At 71.0% G+C, this 18,750-nt stretch carries 14 protein-coding genes; 8 read left to right on the top strand and 6 right to left on the bottom strand.

The annotated features are described in order from the left end of the window. Window positions 1-5: 5 nt before the first annotated feature. Together DSM26151_RS07160 and DSM26151_RS07155 are read right to left on the bottom strand one after the other, a co-directional pair. Complete coding sequence (locus tag DSM26151_RS07160; protein WP_234661709.1) at window positions 6-1,331, bottom strand: RNA polymerase sigma factor; 1,326 nt, start codon at window positions 1,329-1,331, stop codon at window positions 6-8. Window positions 1,332-1,627: 296 nt separating this feature from the next. Then, window positions 1,628-2,545, bottom strand: a complete 918-nt coding sequence (locus tag DSM26151_RS07155; RefSeq protein WP_234661708.1) for a proteasome assembly chaperone family protein — start codon at window positions 2,543-2,545, stop codon at window positions 1,628-1,630. A gap of 87 nt (window positions 2,546-2,632) precedes the next feature. On the opposite strand from DSM26151_RS07155, the gene DSM26151_RS07150 reads away from it, so the two are divergent. From DSM26151_RS07150 to sucB, 3 genes are all read left to right on the top strand, one after another. Next, window positions 2,633-4,105, top strand: coding sequence for a leucyl aminopeptidase (locus tag DSM26151_RS07150; RefSeq protein WP_234661707.1), 1,473 nt, complete (start codon window positions 2,633-2,635; stop codon window positions 4,103-4,105). 93 nt (window positions 4,106-4,198) lie between these two features. After that, complete coding sequence (gene lpdA / locus DSM26151_RS07145; RefSeq protein WP_234661706.1) at window positions 4,199-5,572, top strand: dihydrolipoyl dehydrogenase; 1,374 nt, start codon at window positions 4,199-4,201, stop codon at window positions 5,570-5,572. A gap of 67 nt (window positions 5,573-5,639) precedes the next feature. Further along, window positions 5,640-7,127: a 2-oxoglutarate dehydrogenase, E2 component, dihydrolipoamide succinyltransferase gene (gene sucB, locus DSM26151_RS07140; protein WP_234661705.1), complete on the top strand. Its 1,488-nt coding sequence runs from the start codon at window positions 5,640-5,642 to the stop codon at window positions 7,125-7,127. On the opposite strand, the gene DSM26151_RS07135 is transcribed toward sucB, so the two are convergent. Continuing rightward, window positions 7,124-8,692 carry a serine/threonine-protein kinase gene (locus DSM26151_RS07135; RefSeq protein WP_234661704.1) on the bottom strand — a complete coding sequence of 523 codons (1,569 nt, stop codon included), beginning with the start codon at window positions 8,690-8,692 and terminating at the stop codon, window positions 7,124-7,126. The two genes, sucB and DSM26151_RS07135, sit on opposite strands and share 4 nt — an antisense overlap. 112 nt (window positions 8,693-8,804) lie before the next feature. Between DSM26151_RS07135 and lipB the strand changes: the two genes are divergently transcribed. The 3 genes from lipB to DSM26151_RS07120 all read left to right on the top strand — a co-directional run bounded on the left by lipB (window position 8,805) and on the right by DSM26151_RS07120 (window position 11,221). Beyond that, on the top strand, window positions 8,805-9,446 hold the full coding sequence (gene lipB, locus DSM26151_RS07130; protein WP_234661703.1) for a lipoyl(octanoyl) transferase LipB: 642 nt from the start codon (window positions 8,805-8,807) through the stop codon (window positions 9,444-9,446). Beyond that, window positions 9,443-10,432 carry a lipoyl synthase gene (gene lipA, locus DSM26151_RS07125; protein ID WP_234661702.1) on the top strand — a complete coding sequence of 330 codons (990 nt, stop codon included), beginning with the start codon at window positions 9,443-9,445 and terminating at the stop codon, window positions 10,430-10,432. Before lipB ends, lipA begins: the two co-directional genes overlap by 4 nt. A 66-nt stretch (window positions 10,433-10,498) precedes the next feature. Then, complete coding sequence (locus DSM26151_RS07120; RefSeq protein WP_234661701.1) at window positions 10,499-11,221, top strand: DUF4191 domain-containing protein; 723 nt, start codon at window positions 10,499-10,501, stop codon at window positions 11,219-11,221. A gap of 83 nt (window positions 11,222-11,304) precedes the next feature. On the opposite strand, the gene DSM26151_RS07115 is transcribed toward DSM26151_RS07120, so the two are convergent. Then, window positions 11,305-11,736: an RDD family protein gene (locus DSM26151_RS07115; RefSeq protein ID WP_234661700.1), complete on the bottom strand. Its 432-nt coding sequence runs from the start codon at window positions 11,734-11,736 to the stop codon at window positions 11,305-11,307. Between the two features lie 142 nt (window positions 11,737-11,878). On the opposite strand from DSM26151_RS07115, the gene glnA (DSM26151_RS07110) reads away from it, so the two are divergent. Continuing rightward, a complete protein-coding gene (gene glnA / locus DSM26151_RS07110; protein WP_234661699.1) occupies window positions 11,879-13,303 on the top strand; it encodes a type I glutamate--ammonia ligase in 1,425 nt (474 codons plus the stop codon). Between the two features lie 105 nt (window positions 13,304-13,408). Here glnA (DSM26151_RS07110) and DSM26151_RS07105 read toward each other — a convergent pair whose 3' ends face one another. Then, the gene (locus DSM26151_RS07105; RefSeq protein ID WP_234661698.1) at window positions 13,409-16,423 is read right to left on the bottom strand and encodes a bifunctional [glutamine synthetase] adenylyltransferase/[glutamine synthetase]-adenylyl-L-tyrosine phosphorylase; all 3,015 of its coding nucleotides are present in this window, start codon (window positions 16,421-16,423) and stop codon (window positions 13,409-13,411) included. Between the two features lie 13 nt (window positions 16,424-16,436). Further along, on the bottom strand, window positions 16,437-17,774 hold the full coding sequence (gene glnA, locus DSM26151_RS07100; RefSeq protein ID WP_234661697.1) for a type I glutamate--ammonia ligase: 1,338 nt from the start codon (window positions 17,772-17,774) through the stop codon (window positions 16,437-16,439). 88 nt (window positions 17,775-17,862) lie between these two features. On the opposite strand from glnA (DSM26151_RS07100), the gene panB reads away from it, so the two are divergent. Then, window positions 17,863-18,750 (top strand): 3-methyl-2-oxobutanoate hydroxymethyltransferase, encoded by an 888-nt coding sequence (gene panB / locus DSM26151_RS07095; protein ID WP_234661696.1) that lies wholly within the window; start codon window positions 17,863-17,865, stop codon window positions 18,748-18,750.

The following is an 18,750-nucleotide window of genomic DNA, read 5'->3' as shown; positions in this document are numbered from 1 at the left end:
TCGGCCTACTCGAGGTAGTCGCGCAGCGACTGCGAGCGGGACGGGTGGCGCAGCTTCGCCATCGTCTTCGACTCGATCTGGCGGATCCGTTCGCGGGTCACGCCGAAGGTGTCGCCGATCTGGTCGAGCGTCTTCGGCATGCCGTCGCCGAGTCCGAAGCGCATGCGGATGACGCCCGCTTCGCGCTCGCTGAGCGAGTCGAGCAGCGACTCGAGCTGCTTCTGCAGCATCGTGAAGCCGACCGCGTCGGCCGGGACGACCGCCTCGGTGTCCTCGATGAGGTCGCCGAACTCGCTGTCGCCGTCCTCGCCGAGCGGGGTGTGCAGCGAGATCGGCTCGCGGCCGTACTTCTGGACCTCGATGACCTTCTCGGGGGTCATGTCGAGTTCGCGCGACAGCTCTTCGGGGGTGGGTTCGCGGCCCAGGTCCTGCAGCATCTGGCGCTGCACGCGGGCGAGCTTGTTGATGACCTCGACCATGTGCACCGGGATGCGGATGGTGCGGGCCTGGTCGGCCATGGCGCGCGTGATGGCCTGGCGGATCCACCAGGTCGCGTACGTCGAGAACTTGAAGCCCTTGGTGTAGTCGAACTTCTCGACCGCACGGATGAGGCCGAGGTTGCCCTCCTGGATGAGGTCGAGGAACTGCATTCCGCGGCCCGTGTAGCGCTTGGCGAGCGAGACGACGAGGCGCAGGTTGGCCCCGAGCAGGTGGCTCTTCGCTCGCTGGCCGTCGCGTGCGACCCACTGGAGTTCGCGGCCGTACTGGCTGCGCTTCTCCTTCTCGGGCATCTGCGAGAGCTTCTCCTCCGCGAAGAGGCCGGCCTCGATCCGCATCGCGAGTTCGACCTCTTCGGCCGCGTTCAGCAGCGCGACCTTGCCGATCTGCTTGAGGTAGTCCTTGACCGGGTCGGCCGTGGCACCCGTGATCGTGGACGAGTAGACCGGGATCTCGTCTTCGTCGTCGGATGCGCGCAGGACGATCGCACCGGTCGGGTGCGGCTCGGTGACGGTCGACTTCTTCCCGCCCTCGTCGCCGTCGGCGTGGTCGTCGGCCTCGACCTCGTGGTCGGCGACGTGCTCGATCTCGTCGTCCTCCTTGGCCTTCTTCGCCCGCGGGGACTTCGCCTTGGCGGCCTTGGCCGTGGACGTGCGGGGCGTCTTCGACGCGGTCGTGGTCGACGTGCGGGAGGCGGCGCCCTTGGACGCCGTGCTCTTCGCTGCGCCGGCCGCACTCGACTTCGCCGACGTCGAGGCGCGCTTCTTCGCCGCCGTGGTGCCGGTGGCCTCGGCCGACTCGTCGGTCTTCGCCGGGGTGGTCTTGGCTGCCATGTGTTCTGAACCTCTTCCTCGCTGTCGCACAGCCGCGCCCGGGGGCCGGGGCAGGTGGGCGGCCGCGTCACGCTCGGCGTGATTTCGGACACGATGAGGACCCATGTCAAGTCCGCTTCGGTAGGCGACCTTCATCGCCGGGCGGACCAGACCGGGTCCTTCCCTCCATTATACAGGGATCATTCGACGATCGAGTCGCGGCGCCACACGATGATCGACTGATTCGACCCGTCCTCCTGCTCCAACGCCGACGGCCGGACGTGCATTCCCCCGCCCGATCCCCCGTGCGACGCGGTTCACGCCCCCTCGTCGTCGGGGTGGCGGCGGCGCGCCAGGAACTTCTCCAGTTCCGCCGCGATCTCATCGGCGGTCGGCAGTTCGCCGTCTTCGTCGGTGAGCGGAGAGCGCAGGCCGGCGCCCTCCATGTACTCGTCGTGCCGCTGTTCGAGCGTGCGCACGAGCTTGGCGAGCTCGCCGTTCTCCGCGACCTGCTCGTCGATCTTCGCCAGGAACTCGCGCCCCTGCTCGCGCAGGGCGTCCGTCGGGAAGATCCGCCCGGTCGACGCGCTCACGGCCTCGAGTGCGGCCACCGCGGCCGACGGGAACTCCGCGTCCGACAGGTAGTGCGGCACGAGCAGCACGAACCCGGTGGTCGGGTGCTCGCGCTCCTGCAGGCGGTACTCGACGAGGTGCAGCGCGTTGGACGGCACCTGCGTGGTCGGCCGCCAGATCGACATCGCCTCGATCAGGTCGCTCCGGTTGCCGCTCACGGTCACGCCGATCGGGCGCGTGTGCGGCACGGGCATCGGGATCGAATTGATCCACGTGGTCGACCCCACCTCGAGGTCGTCGATGAGCCCCAGCACCGCGGCCGAGAAACGCTCCCACTGGAAATCCGGCTCGAACCCGGTCAGCAGGAGGAACGGCTGCCCGAGTTCGTCCTTCGCGAGGTCGAGCGCGAGTCGCGGCGGCCGGTAGTCGGTCAGGTGATCACCGTCGAAGAGCATGATCGGCCGCCGGGCCCGGTAGTCGAGGAGCTCGTCGGCGTCGAAGATCGCGACCGGTTCGGTGTCGAGCGTCGTGCGCAGGTACTCGGTCGTCTGCGCGACCGCGGACCCGGCATCGGCGAAGCCCGTGAGCCCGGCGACGAGTGGCAGGCCCGCAGACACCCGGACGTCGGCCTCGAGCTCGTACAGGGAGCGGGGATCGCGCATGGATCAAGGGTACCGAGGGCCGGAGTCCGCCCCGCCGGGTTCGCCGAGGCGGGCACAAGCCCAGAGCGAACACCTAGCATCGTTGCCATGTCCGTTCCCGCGCTCACGCTCTCCGACTCCCCCGCATCCGAAGCCGACGCCGACGCCGTCGTCATCCCCGTCCGACGCACTCCGGACGGCCCGGAGCCGTTCGAGGTCGACGGCTTCGCGTGGGTGGCCGACGCGCTCGGACGCCTCGGCGCCAAGGGCGCACCGGAGGAGGTCACGCGCCTGGTCGAGCCCGGCGAGCGGGGCCGGCTGGTCATCGCGGCCGGGGTCGGCGAGACGGCGGATGCCGCGACCCTGCGCCTCGCGGCGGGCGCCGCGGTCCGCGCGCTCGCGACCGCCGACTCGGTCGCCGTCGCCGCCGGAACGCTCGACCCGGCATCCGCGGAGGCGCTCCTCGAGGGCGCCGGCCTCGGCGCCTACACCTTCACCGAGTACCGCGAGGGCCCCACCGGGCCGGACCGCGTCGTGCTGCACACGGCGCACACCGAAGCGGACGTCCGCCTGCCGCGGGTGCGCAGCGTCGTCGCAGCGGTCGCCCGCACCAAGGACCTCGTCAACACGGCCCCGAACGAGCTCCCGCCCGCCGCACTCGCCGAACTCGCACGCGAGGCCGCCGAGCAGGTCGGCGTCCACGCCACCGTGTACGACGAGGCGGCGCTCGAAGAGGGCGGGTTCAACGGGATCCTCGCCGTCGGCGGCGGTTCCTCCCGCCCGCCGCGACTGGTGCGTCTCGACTACGCGCCGGAAGCGGCATCCGCTCACCTGGCCCTCGTCGGCAAGGGCATCACGTTCGACTCCGGCGGGCTCTCGCTGAAGCCGGGAACCTCGATGGTCGGGATGAAATCCGACATGGCCGGTGCGGCCGCCGTGCTCTCGGCGATCGTCGCGCTCGCCGAGCTCGCCATCCCTGTGCGCGTCACCGGGTGGCTCTGCCTCGCGGAGAACATGCCGTCCGGCACGGCCGCCCGCCCCAACGACGTCATCCGCATGAAGGGCGGCACGAGCGTCGAGATCCTGAACACCGACGCCGAGGGACGGCTCGTCATGGCCGACGCACTCGCCGCCGCGAGCGAGGAGCAGCCGGACGCGATCGTCGACGTGGCGACCCTCACGGGTGCGCAGCTCGTCGCGCTCGGGCATCGGATCACCGGCCTGATGGGCGAGGACGCGCTCGTCGAGCGCGTGGCGCAGGCAGCGGATGCCGCCGGTGAACCGACCTGGCCGATGCCGCTGTCCGACGACCTGCTCGCGCTGCTGAAGTCCGACGTCGCCGACCTCGCCAACACCAAGCTCGGCACCGTGACCCCGGGAATGCTGCTCGCCGGGGTCTTCCTCCAGCAGTTCGTCGGGCGCCGCGAGGGCGAGGGCGACGCGCGCATCCCCTGGGCGCATCTCGACATCGCCGGGCCGTCGTACAACACCGCGGCGCCCTGGGGATTCACCGGCGCGGGCGGGACGGGCGCGGCCGTGCGGACGCTGATCGCGCTGGGCGAGCGGACCGTCGCCAGGTAGTACAGTCGTCAGGGGCGTTCCTCGCCCAGACGTGCCCCGGCCGCGAACCCGGGTGACTCGCCCCGCAGATCCGATGCGCAAGGGAGATTCCGTTTGTCCGAGCAGAACTTTGACCTCGTCATCCTCGGAGGCGGCAGCGGAGGCTACGCAGCGGCGCTGCGCGCCGTCCAGCTCGGCCTCACCGTGGCCCTCGTCGAGAAGGACAAGCTCGGCGGCACATGCCTGCACCGCGGCTGCATCCCGACGAAGGCGCTGCTCCACGCCGCCGAAGTCGCCGACAGCTCGCGCGAGTCGGCCAAGTTCGGCGTGCGCAGCACGTTCGAGGGCATCGACGTCGCCGCGGTGACCCGCTATCGCGAGGGCATCGTCTCGAGCAAGTTCAAGGGGCTCCAGGGGCTCATCAAGGCCCGCGGCATCACGGTCTTCGAGGGCGAGGGCCGCCTCGACGGCGCCAAGACCGTCGTCGTCGGCGAGCACCGGCTCGTGGGTCGCAACGTCATCCTCGCGACCGGTTCCTACTCGCGGTCGCTTCCCGGCCTCGAGATCGGCGGTCGCGTGATCACGAGCGAGCAGGCGCTCGAGCTCGACTTCGTGCCCGGCAAGGTCGCCGTCCTCGGCGGCGGCGTCATCGGCGTCGAGTTCGCGAGCGTGTGGCGTTCGTTCGGCGCCGAGGTCACGATCATCGAGGCACTGCCCCACCTCGTGCCCAACGAGGAGGAGTCGATCTCGAAGCAGCTCGAGCGCGCCTTCCGCAAGCGCGGCATCGACTACAAGCTCGGAACCAGGTTCCAGAGCGTCGCCCAGAACGACGACGGGGTCGTCGTGACGCTCGAGAACGGCGACACCGTCGAGGCCGAGCTGCTGCTCGTCGCGGTCGGGCGCGGCCCGGTCACGGCGAACCTCGGCTACGAAGAGGCCGGCGTGACCATCGACCGCGGGTTCGTCATCACGAACGAGCGCCTCGAGACGAGCGTCCCGGGCGTGTACGCCGTCGGCGACATCGTCCCGGGCCTCCAGCTCGCGCACCGCGGCTTCCAGCAGGGCATCTTCGTCGCCGAGGAACTCGCGGGCCTGAACCCGATCGTGGTCGAGGACGTGAACATCCCCAAGGTCACGTACTGCGAGCCCGAGGTGGCATCCGTCGGCTACACCGAGGCCCGTGCGGCCGAGAAGTTCGGAGCCGACAAGGTCTCCTCGTACGAGTACAACCTGGCCGGCAACGGCAAGAGCCACATCCTCGAGACCAGCGGTTCGATCAAGGTCGTCCGCGTCGAGGACGGCCCCGTCGTGGGCGTGCACATGATCGGCGCCCGTGTCGGGGAGCTGATCGGCGAGGCCCAGCTCGCGGTGAACTGGGAGGCGTACCCGGAGGATGTCGCTCCGCTGATCCACGCGCACCCCACGCAGAACGAGGCCCTCGGCGAGGCCTTCCTCAAGCTCGCGGGCAAGCCGCTGCACGCTCTCTGAGCCCGGCCCGTCGAATCCCGACTGCAATAAGCTAGAACGCGTCACACGCTGTGAAGGAGACAAGCGAATGAGCGAATCCGTCAGCCTCCCGGCACTCGGCGAGAGTGTCACCGAGGGCACGGTCACCCGCTGGTTGAAGAATGTGGGCGACCGTGTCGAGGTCGACGAGCCGCTGCTCGAGGTCTCGACCGACAAGGTCGACACCGAGATCCCATCGCCGGTGGCGGGCGTCATCGAGGCGATCCTCGTCCAGGAGGACGAGACGGTCGAGGTCGGCGCCGCGCTCGTGACGATCGGAGACGGTTCGGCTGCGGCCGCGCCCGCCGAGGAGCCCGAGGCACCCGCTGCTGAGGAGCCCGCCGCTGAGGCGGCACCGGCTGCCGAGGAGCCCGCCGCCGAGGCGCCGGCTGCTCCGGAGGAGCCGCAGGCCGCACCCGCGCCGGCGGAGGCTCCGTCCGCACCCGCGGCGCCCGAGGCACCGGCAGCTCCCGCCGCCGAGGCTCCCGCCGCCCCTGCGGCTCCGGCAGAACCGCAGGCCGCGCCGGCCGAGGCGGCATCCGCTCCCGCTGCGCCCGCGGCGGAGGCACCCGCCGCTCCCGCTCCCGAGCAGCAGGCGGCCCAGGCCGCTCCCGCTCCGCAGGCCGGTGCCCACGCGGGCACGTCGGGCTACGTCACGCCGATCGTGCGCAAGCTCGCGAACGAGCAGGGCGTCGACCTCGCGAGCGTGACGGGCACGGGCGTCGGCGGCCGCATCCGCAAGCAGGACGTGCTCTCCGCCGGGACGGCAGCGCCGGCCACGGCAGATACCGCACCCGCCCGCCAGCCGCTCGAGACCTCTCCCCTGCGCGGAACGACGCAGCCGATGACGCGCCTGCGCAAGGTCGTCGCCGAGCGCGCGGTCGTGTCGATGCAGTCGACCGCCCAGCTCACGTCGGTGGTCGAGGTCGACGTCACGCGCGTCGCTCGCCTGCGTGACAGGGTCAAGGGCGCGTTCCACGAGCAGACCGGGACGAAGCTCTCGTTCCTGCCGTTCTTCGCCCTCGCGGCCGTCGAGGCGCTGCGCGCCTACCCGATCGTCAACTCGACGGTCGACGGCGACTCGATCGTCTACCCTGAGCGCGAGAACCTCAGCATCGCGGTCGACACCGAGCGCGGACTGCTCACGCCGGTCGTGCGCGATGCGGGCGAGCTCGACATCGCCGGCCTGTCCAAGCAGATCGCCGACCTCGCCGAGCGCACGCGCAACAACCAGCTCAAGCCCGATGAGCTCGCCGGCGGCACGTTCACGCTGACGAACACGGGCTCGCGCGGTGCGCTGTTCGACACGCCCGTCGTGTTCCTGCCGCAGACCGCGATCCTCGGCACCGGCGTGGTCGTCAAGCGCCCCGTCGTGACGACACAGGACGGCGCCGACGCGATCGCGATCCGGTCGATGGTCTACCTGGCGCTGTCGTACGACCACCGCATCATCGACGGTGCCGACGCCGCCCGGTTCCTGACCGCGGTCAAGGACCGGCTCGAGGAAGGCGACTTCGAGGGCGACCTCGGCCTCTAGTCGAACCACTCCCGCAATCGCCAACCGGCCTCGCTCCGAATCATCAGGAGCGAGGCCGGTTCGCGTTCGGTCGAGGAGGGCACGCGGAGCACGACGGCATCGCCGAGGTCGGTCCCGATCGTGATGTCGTCGAGGCTCGCCACCGGGTCGTCCGGCTCACCCGCTCCCGAGGCGATCGCGCGGTCGCGCGCCTCGATCGGCGAGCCCGACTGGGCATAGGCGGCGATGCAGTCCGCATCGCGCGCCGCGAGACACCCCGTGCGGATCTCGAGCAGGGCGGCTGCGGCGGCGACCGGGTCCTCCGGATCGACCGGATCCGGCGCCGCGGTCGAGGGCGTGACGTGCGTCGCCGCGGCGGGCCGCGCCCGGTCCGCGGCCGCGGGATCGTCGGTGTCGGCTCCTTCGTCGTCCTTCGTCGCCGCCTGCGTCGGGCCAGGGGGTTCCGGAGCACTCGAGCCCGGTGCTCCGCCGGCGCCGGGCGGCACGGCCGTCAGGAGGGCGACGAGCGCTCCCGCCCCCACCAGGCCGCCGACCGCGACCACCGCGCGCCGGCCCGCCATCCAGGCCGTCCAGCGTCGTCCGAGTCCGGCGAGCGGGCCCGCATCGAGCGCCTCGCCGAACTCGTCGGCGAGCGTTCCCGGCAACTGCGCCAGCTCGGCGAGGGAGCGGGCCGATGCGCGTGGGTCCCTCGTCGCGCCGACGATCGATCCGCCGCCGGGCGCGGGCGCAGGCGCGCCCGCGGGCACCGCTTCGGCCGCGATCCGAGACGGCACTGCGACCTGTCCGCCGGGTCCGCCCGACCGGACGAGGGGCACCGGATCCGCCACCGCGAATAGGGCCCGTTCGAGGGCGAGCAGATCCGGCTGGAACGGGCGGCGGTCCTCGGTCGCGCGCATCAGGTCGAGCACGGGACGGAACGCCCCGGGGCGGACGGTCGCTGCGGCGACATCCTCGACGAGCGTCGCCAACGCCCGGTGGGCGCGGCGCGACCGGTCGATGCGGTCCGCAGGAGCGACCCCGTCGCCGATGGACTCGAGCGCTCCGAGCCCGAGCAGTCGCGGGCGACCCGTCGCGTCGAGGTGCACGTCCGATGCCGACAGACGCACGTGGGCGAATCCGTGTCGGGCGAGTTCGCGGCTCGCGACGACGATCGGCGCGAGCGCCGTGACCGCCTGTCCTGGGGTCAGCGATCCGGCGACGAGGTGCTCGCCGAGGGATCGCCCGGCGATCCGCTCGACGACCAGGCACGAACGCCCGTCGGGAAGTGCCGCGACATCGAGGAGCGCGGGGGCGCTCCGTGTGGCATCCGCCTGCATCGCCGCGATCTCGGTCGCGATCATCACGTCGTCCGCGTCCGCCGGGTAGATCCGGATCACGACGAGCGCGGGGTCGGCGCCGCGATCGCCGTCCCGGTCGACGACCGCGAGGTGCACGCCCGCCCGCTCGCCGGTCGCGAGGCGGCGCACCAGTCGATAGCCGGCGAGCACCGCCCCGGATCGTGCGGACGGGATCGGCCCGGGCTCGGGGTCCGGTGCGTTCGCGCGCGGCGCTCGTCGACGGATCATGCCCCGAGGATGCCGTCGGCCGGCCGGCGGGGACCCCCGCCGCTCCTCGACCGGGGGGCGACCGGACGGCCGACCGGACGGTGGAGGACGGGACGCCGCTTAGACTTGCCGCATGCTCGACTATGTCGACACGGGGCTAAGCGCCAACTCCGTGCCGTACGACGAGGGACTCACCCTCCAGCGCGCCGTCCATCAGGCGGTGGTCTCCGGTCAGCGACCGGACACCGTCATCCTCCTCGAACACGAGCCGGTCTACACCGCCGGCAAGCGGACCTCCCCCGACGAACGTCCGGTCGACGGCACCCCCGTCGTCGACGTCGACCGGGGCGGCAAGATCACCTGGCACGGGCCGGGCCAACTCGTCGGCTATCCGATCATCCGGCTGGCCGAACCCGTCGACGTCGTCGGATACGTGCGCCGTCTCGAGGGCGTCCTCATCGACGTCCTCGGCGGGTTCGGGGTGGACGGGAGCCGGGTGGAAGGTCGTTCCGGCGTCTGGATCGTCCGCGACGGCACCGAGGAGAAGATCGCCGCGATCGGCATCCGCGTCGCCGACGGCGTCACGATGCACGGGTTCGCCCTGAACTGCTCGAACTCGCTGGAGCCGTATTCGAGGATCGTCGCGTGCGGCATCCGCGATGCGGGGGTCACGACCATGACCCGGGTGCTCGGCCGCACCGTCACCCCGGCGGATGTCGCGGACGCCGTTCGTGCCCGACTCGATGCCGAGTTCTCACCGGAGCTGGTCGCATGAGCGCGGATGCCGGTGGGCGTCGGCTGCTGCGCCTCGAGGTCCGCAATGCGCAGACCCCGATCGAACGCAAGCCCGAGTGGATCAAGACGCGGGCGAAGATGGGCCCCGAGTACCGGCAGCTGCAGCAGCTGGTGAAGTCGGAGGACCTCCACACGGTCTGCCAGGAGGCCGGCTGTCCGAACATCTACGAGTGCTGGGAGGATCGCGAGGCGACCTTCCTGATCGGCGGCTCGCAGTGCACGAGGCGCTGCGACTTCTGCCAGATCGACACCGGCAAGCCCGCCGACTTCGACGCCGACGAGCCCAGGCGCGTCGCAGAGTCGGTGGTCCGGATGCAGCTGCGCTACTCGACCGTCACCGGGGTCGCGCGCGACGACCTGCCGGACGAGGGCGCGTGGCTGTACGCCGAGACGATCAGGCAGATCCATGCGCAGTCCCCGGGCACCGGGGTGGAGATCCTGGTGCCCGACTTCTCGGGCGACCCGGACCTGCTCGGCGAGGTGTTCTCGGCCGTGCCCGAGGTCTTCGCCCACAACGTCGAGACCGTGCCAAGGATCTTCAAGCGCATCAGGCCGGCGTTCCGGTACGAGCGCTCGCTCGACGTGATCACGCAGGGGCGGGATGCCGGACTGATCACCAAGTCGAACCTCATCCTCGGGATGGGCGAGGAACGCCATGAGGTCTCGCAGGCGCTCCGCGACCTGCACGAGGCCGGAACCGACATCATCACGATCACGCAGTACCTGCGCCCGAGCCCGCGGCACCTGCCGGTCGCCAGGTGGGTCCGTCCCGAGGAGTTCGTCGAGCTCAAGGCCGAGGCCGAGGAGATCGGGTTCCTCGGCGTGCTCGCGGGGCCGCTCGTGCGTTCGTCGTACCGTGCCGGACGCCTCTGGGCGCAGTCGATGCAGGCGAAGGGCCGCGGACTTCCACCCGATCTCGCGCACCTCGCGGACGCCTCGCTCGGCTTCGCACAGGCCGTCGGGTGAGGTCCGGGCCGTCCGACGCCGCTCGCGCGTCGGACGGCCCGCTCCCGCGCCGGTATCCTTGAAGGCATGGCACGAACCAAGGACGCCGGGGCCGCTCCCAAGCCCCCGAAGGAGCCCGGCCGCATGAAGCAGATGTGGCAGGTCTTCCAGATGACCCGCCGCTACGACTCCAGCGCCCAGTGGCTCATGCTCCTCGGCTTCCTGCTCCCGATCGCCGTCGGCCTCGGACTCGCGCTGTGGCTGAGCGGGGGCAACGGGTTCACCATCGCCCTGTGGGTCGTCGCGGGCGTGCTGGCGGGCCTGCTCATCGCGCTCATCATCCTCGGCCGTCGCGCCGAGCGCGCCGCGTACTCGCAGATCGACGGCCAGCCGGGCGCGGTCGGCGCGGTCCTCCGCAGCGGGCTGCGCGGAAGCTGGGTCGGCAACGAGATGCCGGTCGCCGTCAACGGCCGCACCCAGGACGCGGTCTACCGCGCCGTCGGCCGCGGCGGCGTCGCGCTCATCAGCGAGGGCTCGCGTTCCCGCACGGAGCGCATGCTCGAGGATGAGAAGCGCAAGGTCGCGCGCATCCTCCCGAACGTCCCCGTGACGCTGATCTCGGTCGGCCACGAAGAGGGCTCGGTCGAACTGCACCGCCTGGCCGCGACGCTGCGCAAGACCAAGCGCACGCTCACCAAGCCCGAGGTCATGGCCGTGACCAACCGCCTGAACTCCCTGCAGAGCTCGTTGCCCATTCCGAAGGGCGTCGACCCGTTGAAGGTGCGCCCGCAGCGCGGGCGCATGCGCTGACCGATCGGCCTCACTGCGGCATCCGTTCCCTCGAGCGGATGCCGCAGTCGTCTCAGCCCACGACGGCGGCGCGTCGTACCGGCTCAGGCCAGGATCAGGACGGTCCCGGCGATCTTGTCGTGGAATCCGCGCTGGTCGGAGTCCCAGACGAGGGCCGGCACGACGACGACCAGCAGCGCGGTGCGGACGACCGGGCGCCACAGCCCGATCCATCCGCCGCGGATCGGCACGACGCGCATCCCGAGCAGTCGGTGCCCGATGCTCCCCCCGATCGTCGGGATGAGCAGGATCTGCATGAGCGCGAAGATGCCGAGCGCAGCCCACGACTGGGCGTTCGACGCGTACGGGCCGACCAGCAGCGCGATGACGTTGGCGATCGCCCAGTCGATCAGGAGCGCTCCGATCCGACGCCCGAGCCGGGCGACCGAGTTCGGGCCCTCCTCCGGGAGGCCGAGCCGCTCTCCCGGGTAGGAGCTGGGCGGGATGTCACCGGTGGGAACTGCGGAGTCGGGCACCGATCGAGTCTACCGACCCGGCAACCGTGTAACACGCTCGAAACAATCGCGTCACGGCAGGGAAACCGCGGGCGGATAGCGTCGGGAACCGGTCGAACGAGATTCGTTCTCCCCGTCCCAACCACCCCTGGAGCCGCGTCGCATGTTCAGTGATTCTTCCGAAGTCCTCAAGTTCATCAAGGAGACGGACGTCAAGTTCCTCGACATCCGCTTCACCGACCTGCCGGGTGTGCAGCAGCACTTCAACATCCCGGCCTCGACGGTCGACGAGGACTTCTTCACGACCGGTCAGCTCTTCGACGGCTCATCGATCCGCGGCTTCGCGTCGATCCACGAGTCCGACATGCAGCTCATCCCGGATGTCTCGACGGCCTACGTCGACCCGTTCCGCGCCGAGCGCACGCTCATCATGGTGTTCGACATCTACAACCCGCGCAACGGCGAGATCTACGCCAAGGACCCGCGCCAGGTCGCCAAGAAGGCCGAGAAGTACCTCGCCTCGACCGGCATCGCCGACACCGCGTACTTCGCCCCCGAGGCCGAGTTCTACATCTTCGACGACGTGCGCTACGAGGTGAACCAGCACTCGAGCTTCTACTCGGTCGACTCCAGCGAGGGCGCGTGGAACTCGGGTCGGGCCGAAGAGGGCGGCAACCTCGCGAACAAGACCCCGTACAAGGGCGGCTACTTCCCGGTCTCCCCCGTCGACCAGCACGCCGACCTGCGCGACGACATCTGCCTGAAGCTCATCGACGCCGGTCTCGAGCTCGAGCGCTCGCACCACGAGGTCGGCACCGCCGGCCAGGGCGAGATCAACTACAAGTTCGACACGATGGTCCACGCCGCGGACGACATCCTCAAGTTCAAGTACATCGTCAAGAACACGGCGAACGAGTGGGGCAAGACCGCGACCTTCATGCCGAAGCCGCTCTTCGGCGACAACGGCTCGGGCATGCACACCCACCAGTCGCTGTGGAGCGACGGCAAGCCCCTGTTCTACGACGAGGCCGGCTACGGCGGCCTGTCGGACGTCGCACGCTGGTACATCGGCGGCATCCTCAAGCACGCCCCGGCGCTGCTCGCGTTCACGAACCCGACGGTGAACTCCTACCACCGCCTCGTCCCCGGCTTCGAGGCCCCGGTCAACCTCGTGTACTCGGCGGGCAACCGCTCCGCCGCAATCCGCATCCCGATCACGGGCACCAACCCCAAGGCCAAGCGCATCGAGTTCCGCGCGCCGGACGCCTCGGGCAACCCCTACCTCGCGTTCGCGGCACAGCTCATGGCGGGCATCGACGGCATCAAGAACCGCATCGAGCCCCACGAGCCGGTCGACAAGGACCTCTACGAGCTGCCCGCCGAGGAGGCCAAGTCGATTCCGCAGGTGCCCGGCACGCTCGCCGACGTGCTCGACGCGCTCGAGGCCGACCACGAGTTCCTGCTCGAGGGCGGCGTCTTCACCAAGGAGCTCATCGAGACCTGGATCGACTACAAGCGCGAGAAGGAGCTGAAGCCGCTGGCCCAGCGCCCCCACCCGTTCGAGTTCGAGCTGTACTACGGCGTCTGACCTCGCGCGTTCACCCGAACGACCGATGCCCCGCACCATCCGGTGCGGGGCATCGGTCGTTCCGCGCGCGCCCGGCACCGTCGAGACGGCCCCGTCGCGTCCGGCTCAGCGGATCTTCGGCTCGCGTCGCGGCTGCTCGCCGTAGAACCCGCGTTCGAACACCACCCGCGCGCGGCGCGTCACGGCCAGGTACTCGTGCTCGAGCGCGGTCGCGGACCCGGGCGGATACCCCATGATCCGCGCAACGCCCTCGAGCTGAGTCCGCTCGACCGGGAGGACGTCGGTCGTCCGGTCGAGCCACAGGGTGAGCGACGAGCGCGCTCGGGAGGCGAGCACCCACGCGGCACGCAGCGTGTCCGCGTCCTCCTCGTCGAGCAGGTCCGCGTCGACCGCGGCCGCCAGGGCGTCGAGGGTGGAGGTCGTCCGGAGCTGCGGGACCTCCCTCGCGTGCTGCAGCTGGATCAGCTGCACGTACCACTCGACGTCGCTGAGCGAACCCCGGCCGAGCTTCAGGTGGCGCGTCGGGTCCGCGCCCTGGGGCAGGCGTTCGTTCTCGACGCGCGCCTTGATCCGCTTGACCTCCCGGACGTCCTGGTCGGCGATCGCCGCGGGGTAGCGGACCTCGTCCGCCAGGTCCGTGAAGTCCCGGATGAGGGAGCGATCCCCCGCCACGCCGCGCGCTCGCAGCAGCGCCTGCGCCTCCCACGTGAGCGACCACCGGGCGTAGTACGCCCGATACGCGTCGAGCGAGCGTGCGACGACGCCGTTGCGCCCCTCCGGGCGCAGCCCGGGGTCGAGGTCGAACGGGAGCAGCGCGTCCTCGGTGAGCCGGACGAGTTCGGAGACGATCTTCAGGGCGCGGGTGTGGGCGGCATCCGGCTCCGCGGTGACCGGGCGGTAGACGTAGAGGATGTCGGTGTCGGACCCGAAGCCGAGCTCCCGCCCGCCGAACCGGCCCATCCCGACGACCGCGAACTCGATGCCGTCGTCGTCGCGCCGGATGGCGCGGACGAGGCTCTCGAGGTGGGCCTCGGTGAGGTCGCTCAGGGCGTGGCCGAGCTCTTCGACGGTGCAGACGTCGAGCATGCCCGCGATCGCGAGTCGGAGGACCTCACGTCGTCGCATCGCGCGGAGCACCTTGGCCGCCGCGTCGAGATCGGTGTGCCGCGCGAGGACCGCATCGCCCTCCTCGCGCAGGCCGGTGAGCGAACGGGGGCGGAGGTCGGCCTGGTCTTCGAGCCAGGCGACCGCCTCGGGCGTGCGCTCGAGGAGGCCGCCGACGAACCGCGACCCCGACAGCACCCGGGTCAGCCGCATCGCCGCGTCGGAGGAGTCCCGGAGCAGCCGCAGGTACCAGTGCGTCGTTCCGAGCGTGTCGCTGATGCGGCGGAACGACAGCAGGCCGTAGTCGGGGTCGGCGCCCTCGGCGAACCACGAGATGAGCACGGGCATGAGGTGGCGTTGGATGGTCGCGCGGCGCGAGACGCCTGCGGTGAGCGCGGCGATGTGGGCGAGCGCGCCGCGCGGGTCGGTGAACCCGATCGCGGCGAGCCTCGCGCCGGCCTGTTCGCTGGTCAGTCCGAGTCCGTCGGCGGGGAGCGCCGCGACCGCGGACAGGAGCGGGCGGTAGAACAGTCGTTCGTGCAGGCCCCGGACGCGGCGCCGCACCGACTGCCAGAGCGTCGTGAGCTCGGCGGCGCTGCGGCCGAGGCCCGAGGCGCGGGCGAGCACGCGGCGTGCGGCATCGTCGGTCGGCATGAGGTGGGTGCGTCGGAGTCGCAAGAGCTGGAGGCGGTGCTCGAGCACCCGGAGCACGCGGTAGTCGTGCGAGAACTCCGCGCATTCCTCGCGCCCGACGTACCCGCGCTCGGCGAGGGCCGCGAGCGCCCGCATCGTGCCGCCCTGGCGGATCGAGTCGTCCGCGGCGCCGTGCACGAGCTGCAGCAGCTGCACCGTGAACTCGATGTCGCGCAGGCCGCCCGGCCCGAGCTTGAGCTGCACGTCGACCTCGTCGTCGGGGATGTGCTCCGTGACACGTTCGCGCATGCGCTGCACGGACTCGACGAACCCGTCGCGCGACGAGCTCGCCCACACCTTCGGTGCGACGCCGGCGGCGTAGCGGTCGCCGAGTTCGGGGTCGCCCGCGAGCGGCCTGGCCTTCAGCAGTGCCTGGAACTCCCAGCTCTTCGCCCATCGGTCGTAGTACTGCAGGTGCGACTCGAGGGTGCGAACCAGTGCGCCGTCCTTGCCCTCGGGTCGGAGGTTCGGGTCGACCTCCCAGAGCGGCGGCTCGATGCCGGGTTCGCCGATGGCACGCATCGCGGTCATCGCGAGTCGCGTCGCGACCTCGAGCGCACGAGACGTCGGCACCGTCTCGTCGTCGGCGGATTCGGCGACGAAGATCACGTCGACGTCGCTGACGTAGTTGAGTTCGCGGGCTCCGGCCTTGCCCATGCCGATGACGGCCAGTCGCGTGGCGTCGACCTCGGCCGCGGGGAAGCGCCCCGGCGCAGCCGGTTCGCCCGCACCGCGTGCGGCGAGCCTGCGGGAGAGCACGAGTGCCGCCTCGATCGCGGCGCCGGCCAGGTCGGCGAGGCCCGCGGCGACGGTGTCGAGGGCGTCGACCGGGTCGCCGCGGGTGAGGTCCCAGACGGCGATGCCGGCGAGGAGCCGCCGGTACCTGACGCGCAGCGCGCGTGCGCCGACCTCGGCGAGGTCTGCGAGCGGGGCGTCGACGGATGCCACGACTCCGACGAGTTCGGCCGATGCGGCGTCGGCGGCCGGCGGCGGGGCCGGGTCGTCGTGCAGGAGCGCGAGTTCGCCGAGGTTGCGATGGAAGTACTCGGCGAAGCCGCGTGACGCGCCGAGCAGGCGTGCGGCACGGTCGAGCGCCGCCGGGTCGCGGGTCACGGCGTCGATCGCCTCCGGCGCGCGTTCGCGCAACCGGAGGAGTTCGTGCAGCGCGTGATCCGGGTCCGCCGCAGCTCCCAGCGCGTCGACGAGGGCCCGGACGTCGGTCCCCGCCGAACTCGCGAGCTGCGTCGTGTGCGCCGCGGCGAGTCCGAGGTCGTCGAACCCGGCGCGCGCGAGCGCACCGAGTGTCGCACCCTGCCGCGTCATCCGCTCCCGTTCGTCAGAGGATCTCGAGGTTGCGCTGCAACTCGAACGGCGTGACCTGCGTGCGATACTCGCGCCACTCGGCGCGCTTGTTCGCGAGGACGTAGTTGAACACGTGCTCTCCGAGCGTGTCGGCCACGAGCTCGGAGGTCTCCATGTACTCGATCGCGTGGTCGAGGCTCGCGGGCAGCGGCCGGTAGCCGAGGGCGCGACGCTCGCTGTCGGTGAGGGCCCACACGTCGTCCTCGGCCTCGAGCGGGAGCTCGTAGCCCTCTTCGATGCCCTTGAGCCCGGCCGCGAGCAGCAGCGAGAACGCCAGGTAGGGGTTCGCGGCGGAGTCGATCGCGCGATACTCCACGCGCGCGCTCTGCCCCTTGTTCGGCTTGTACAGCGGCACGCGCACGAGTGCGGAACGGTTGTTGTGCCCCCAGCAGATGAAGCTCGGGGCTTCGTCGCCGCCCCAGAGCCGCTTGTAGGAGTTGACGAACTGGTTCGTCACGGCCGAGATCTCGTTCGCGTGCCGCAGCAGGCCCGCGATGAAGTGGCGCCCGATCTTGGAGAGCTGGTATTGGGCGCCCGGCTCGTAGAAGGCGTTCGAGTCGCCCTCGAACAGCGACAGGTGCGTGTGCATGCCCGAACCGGGCTTGTCCGAGAACGGCTTGGGCATGAACGTCGCGTACACGCCCTGTTCGATCGCGACCTCCTTGACGACCGTGCGGAACGTCATGATGTTGTCGGCCGTGGTCAGCGCGTCGGCGTAGCGCAGGTCGATCTCGTTCTGGCCGGGGCCTGCCTCGTGGTGGCTGAACTCGACCGAGATGCCGAGGTCTTCGAGCATGCGCACCGAGCGGCGCCGGAAATCGTGGGCGGTGCCCCCGGGAACGTTGTCGAAGTACCCTGCGGAGTCGACCGGCTGCGGGCCCTCGGCGCCGTACTTGCTCGACTTCAGCAGGTAGAACTCGATCTCGGGGTGCGTGTAGAAGGTGAAGCCCGCGTCGGCCGCGCGCGCGAGCGTGCGCTTGAGCACGTTGCGCGGGTCGGCGACGGCGGGCTCGCCGTCGGGCGTCGTGATGTCGCAGAACATCCGCCCCGTCGGGTCGACGTCGCCGCGCCACGGCAGGGTCTGGAACGTCGTGGGATCGGGGTAGGCGAGCAGGTCGGACTCGAAGGTCCGGCTCAGGCCCTCGATCGCGGAGCCGTCGAATCCGATGCCCTCGGTGAAGGCGCCTTCGACCTCCGCCGGTGCGATCGCGACCGACTTCAGGGTCCCGACGACGTCCGTGAACCAGAGCCTGACGAACTTGACGCCGCGTTCCTCGATGGTCCGGAGAACGAAGTCGCGCTGCTTGTCCATGCACACCCTTCCTCGATGCTCTCAGCGTAGTGGGTGCGCTCCCCCGGCCCGTCCGTGCCGGTCACCGCGCCTGTGCAAGACTTGCGCCATGTCCGACCACGCACCCGAGGGCGCTGCGAGCACGCCCGAACCCCAGCAGGCGGAGAACCCCTACGGCGGGGCGCAGGCGTCCGGCGGCGGCCCCAAGCGGGTCCGCACCCGGCACTTCCAGACCGCCAAACGCGACGGCATCAAGATCACGGGTCTGACCAGCTACGACCAGCTGACCGCCCGCATCTTCGACGACGCCGGCATCGACTTCCTGCTCGTCGGCGACTCGGCGGGCAACAACGTCCTCGGCTACGAGACGACGCTGCCCGTCACCGTCGACGAGCTCATCCCGATGACCCGGGCGGTCGCGGGCGCCGTCCAGCGGGCCTTCGTCGTGGCCGACATGCCCTTCGGCTCATACGAGAACGGACCCGACGAGGCCCTGCACACCGCCATCCGCTTCATGAAGGAGGCGGGCGCGCACGCGGTCAAGCTCGAGGGCGGGCAGCGCAGCCACAAGCAGATCCGGCGGATCGTCGGTGCGGGCATCCCCGTGATGGCCCACATCGGCTACACGCCGCAGAGCGAGCACGGGCTCGGCGGCCACATCATCCAGGGCCGCGGCGAGGGCGTGAAGCAGCTGCTCGCCGACGCCGAGGCCGTACAGGACTCCGGGGCGTTCGCGGTCGTCCTCGAGATGGTTCCGGCCGACGCCGCACGCCAGGTCACCGAACGGCTGCACATCCCGACGATCTCGGTCGGGGGCGGGCCGCACTGCGACGGCCAGCTCCTCGTCTGGACGGACTGGGCGGGCCTGACCACGGGTCGCATCCCGAGGTTCGTCAAGCAGTACGCGAACCTCGCCGGCGTGCTCGGCGACGCCGCGAAGGCCTGGCGAGCGGATGTCGCCTCGGGCACCTATCCGACCGAGGAGCACTCGTACTGA

Source organism: Agromyces marinus, from assembly GCF_021442325.1.
GTDB lineage: Bacteria > Actinomycetota > Actinomycetes > Actinomycetales > Microbacteriaceae > Agromyces > Agromyces marinus.
This window is presented reverse-complemented; position numbering and strand designations above follow the sequence as displayed.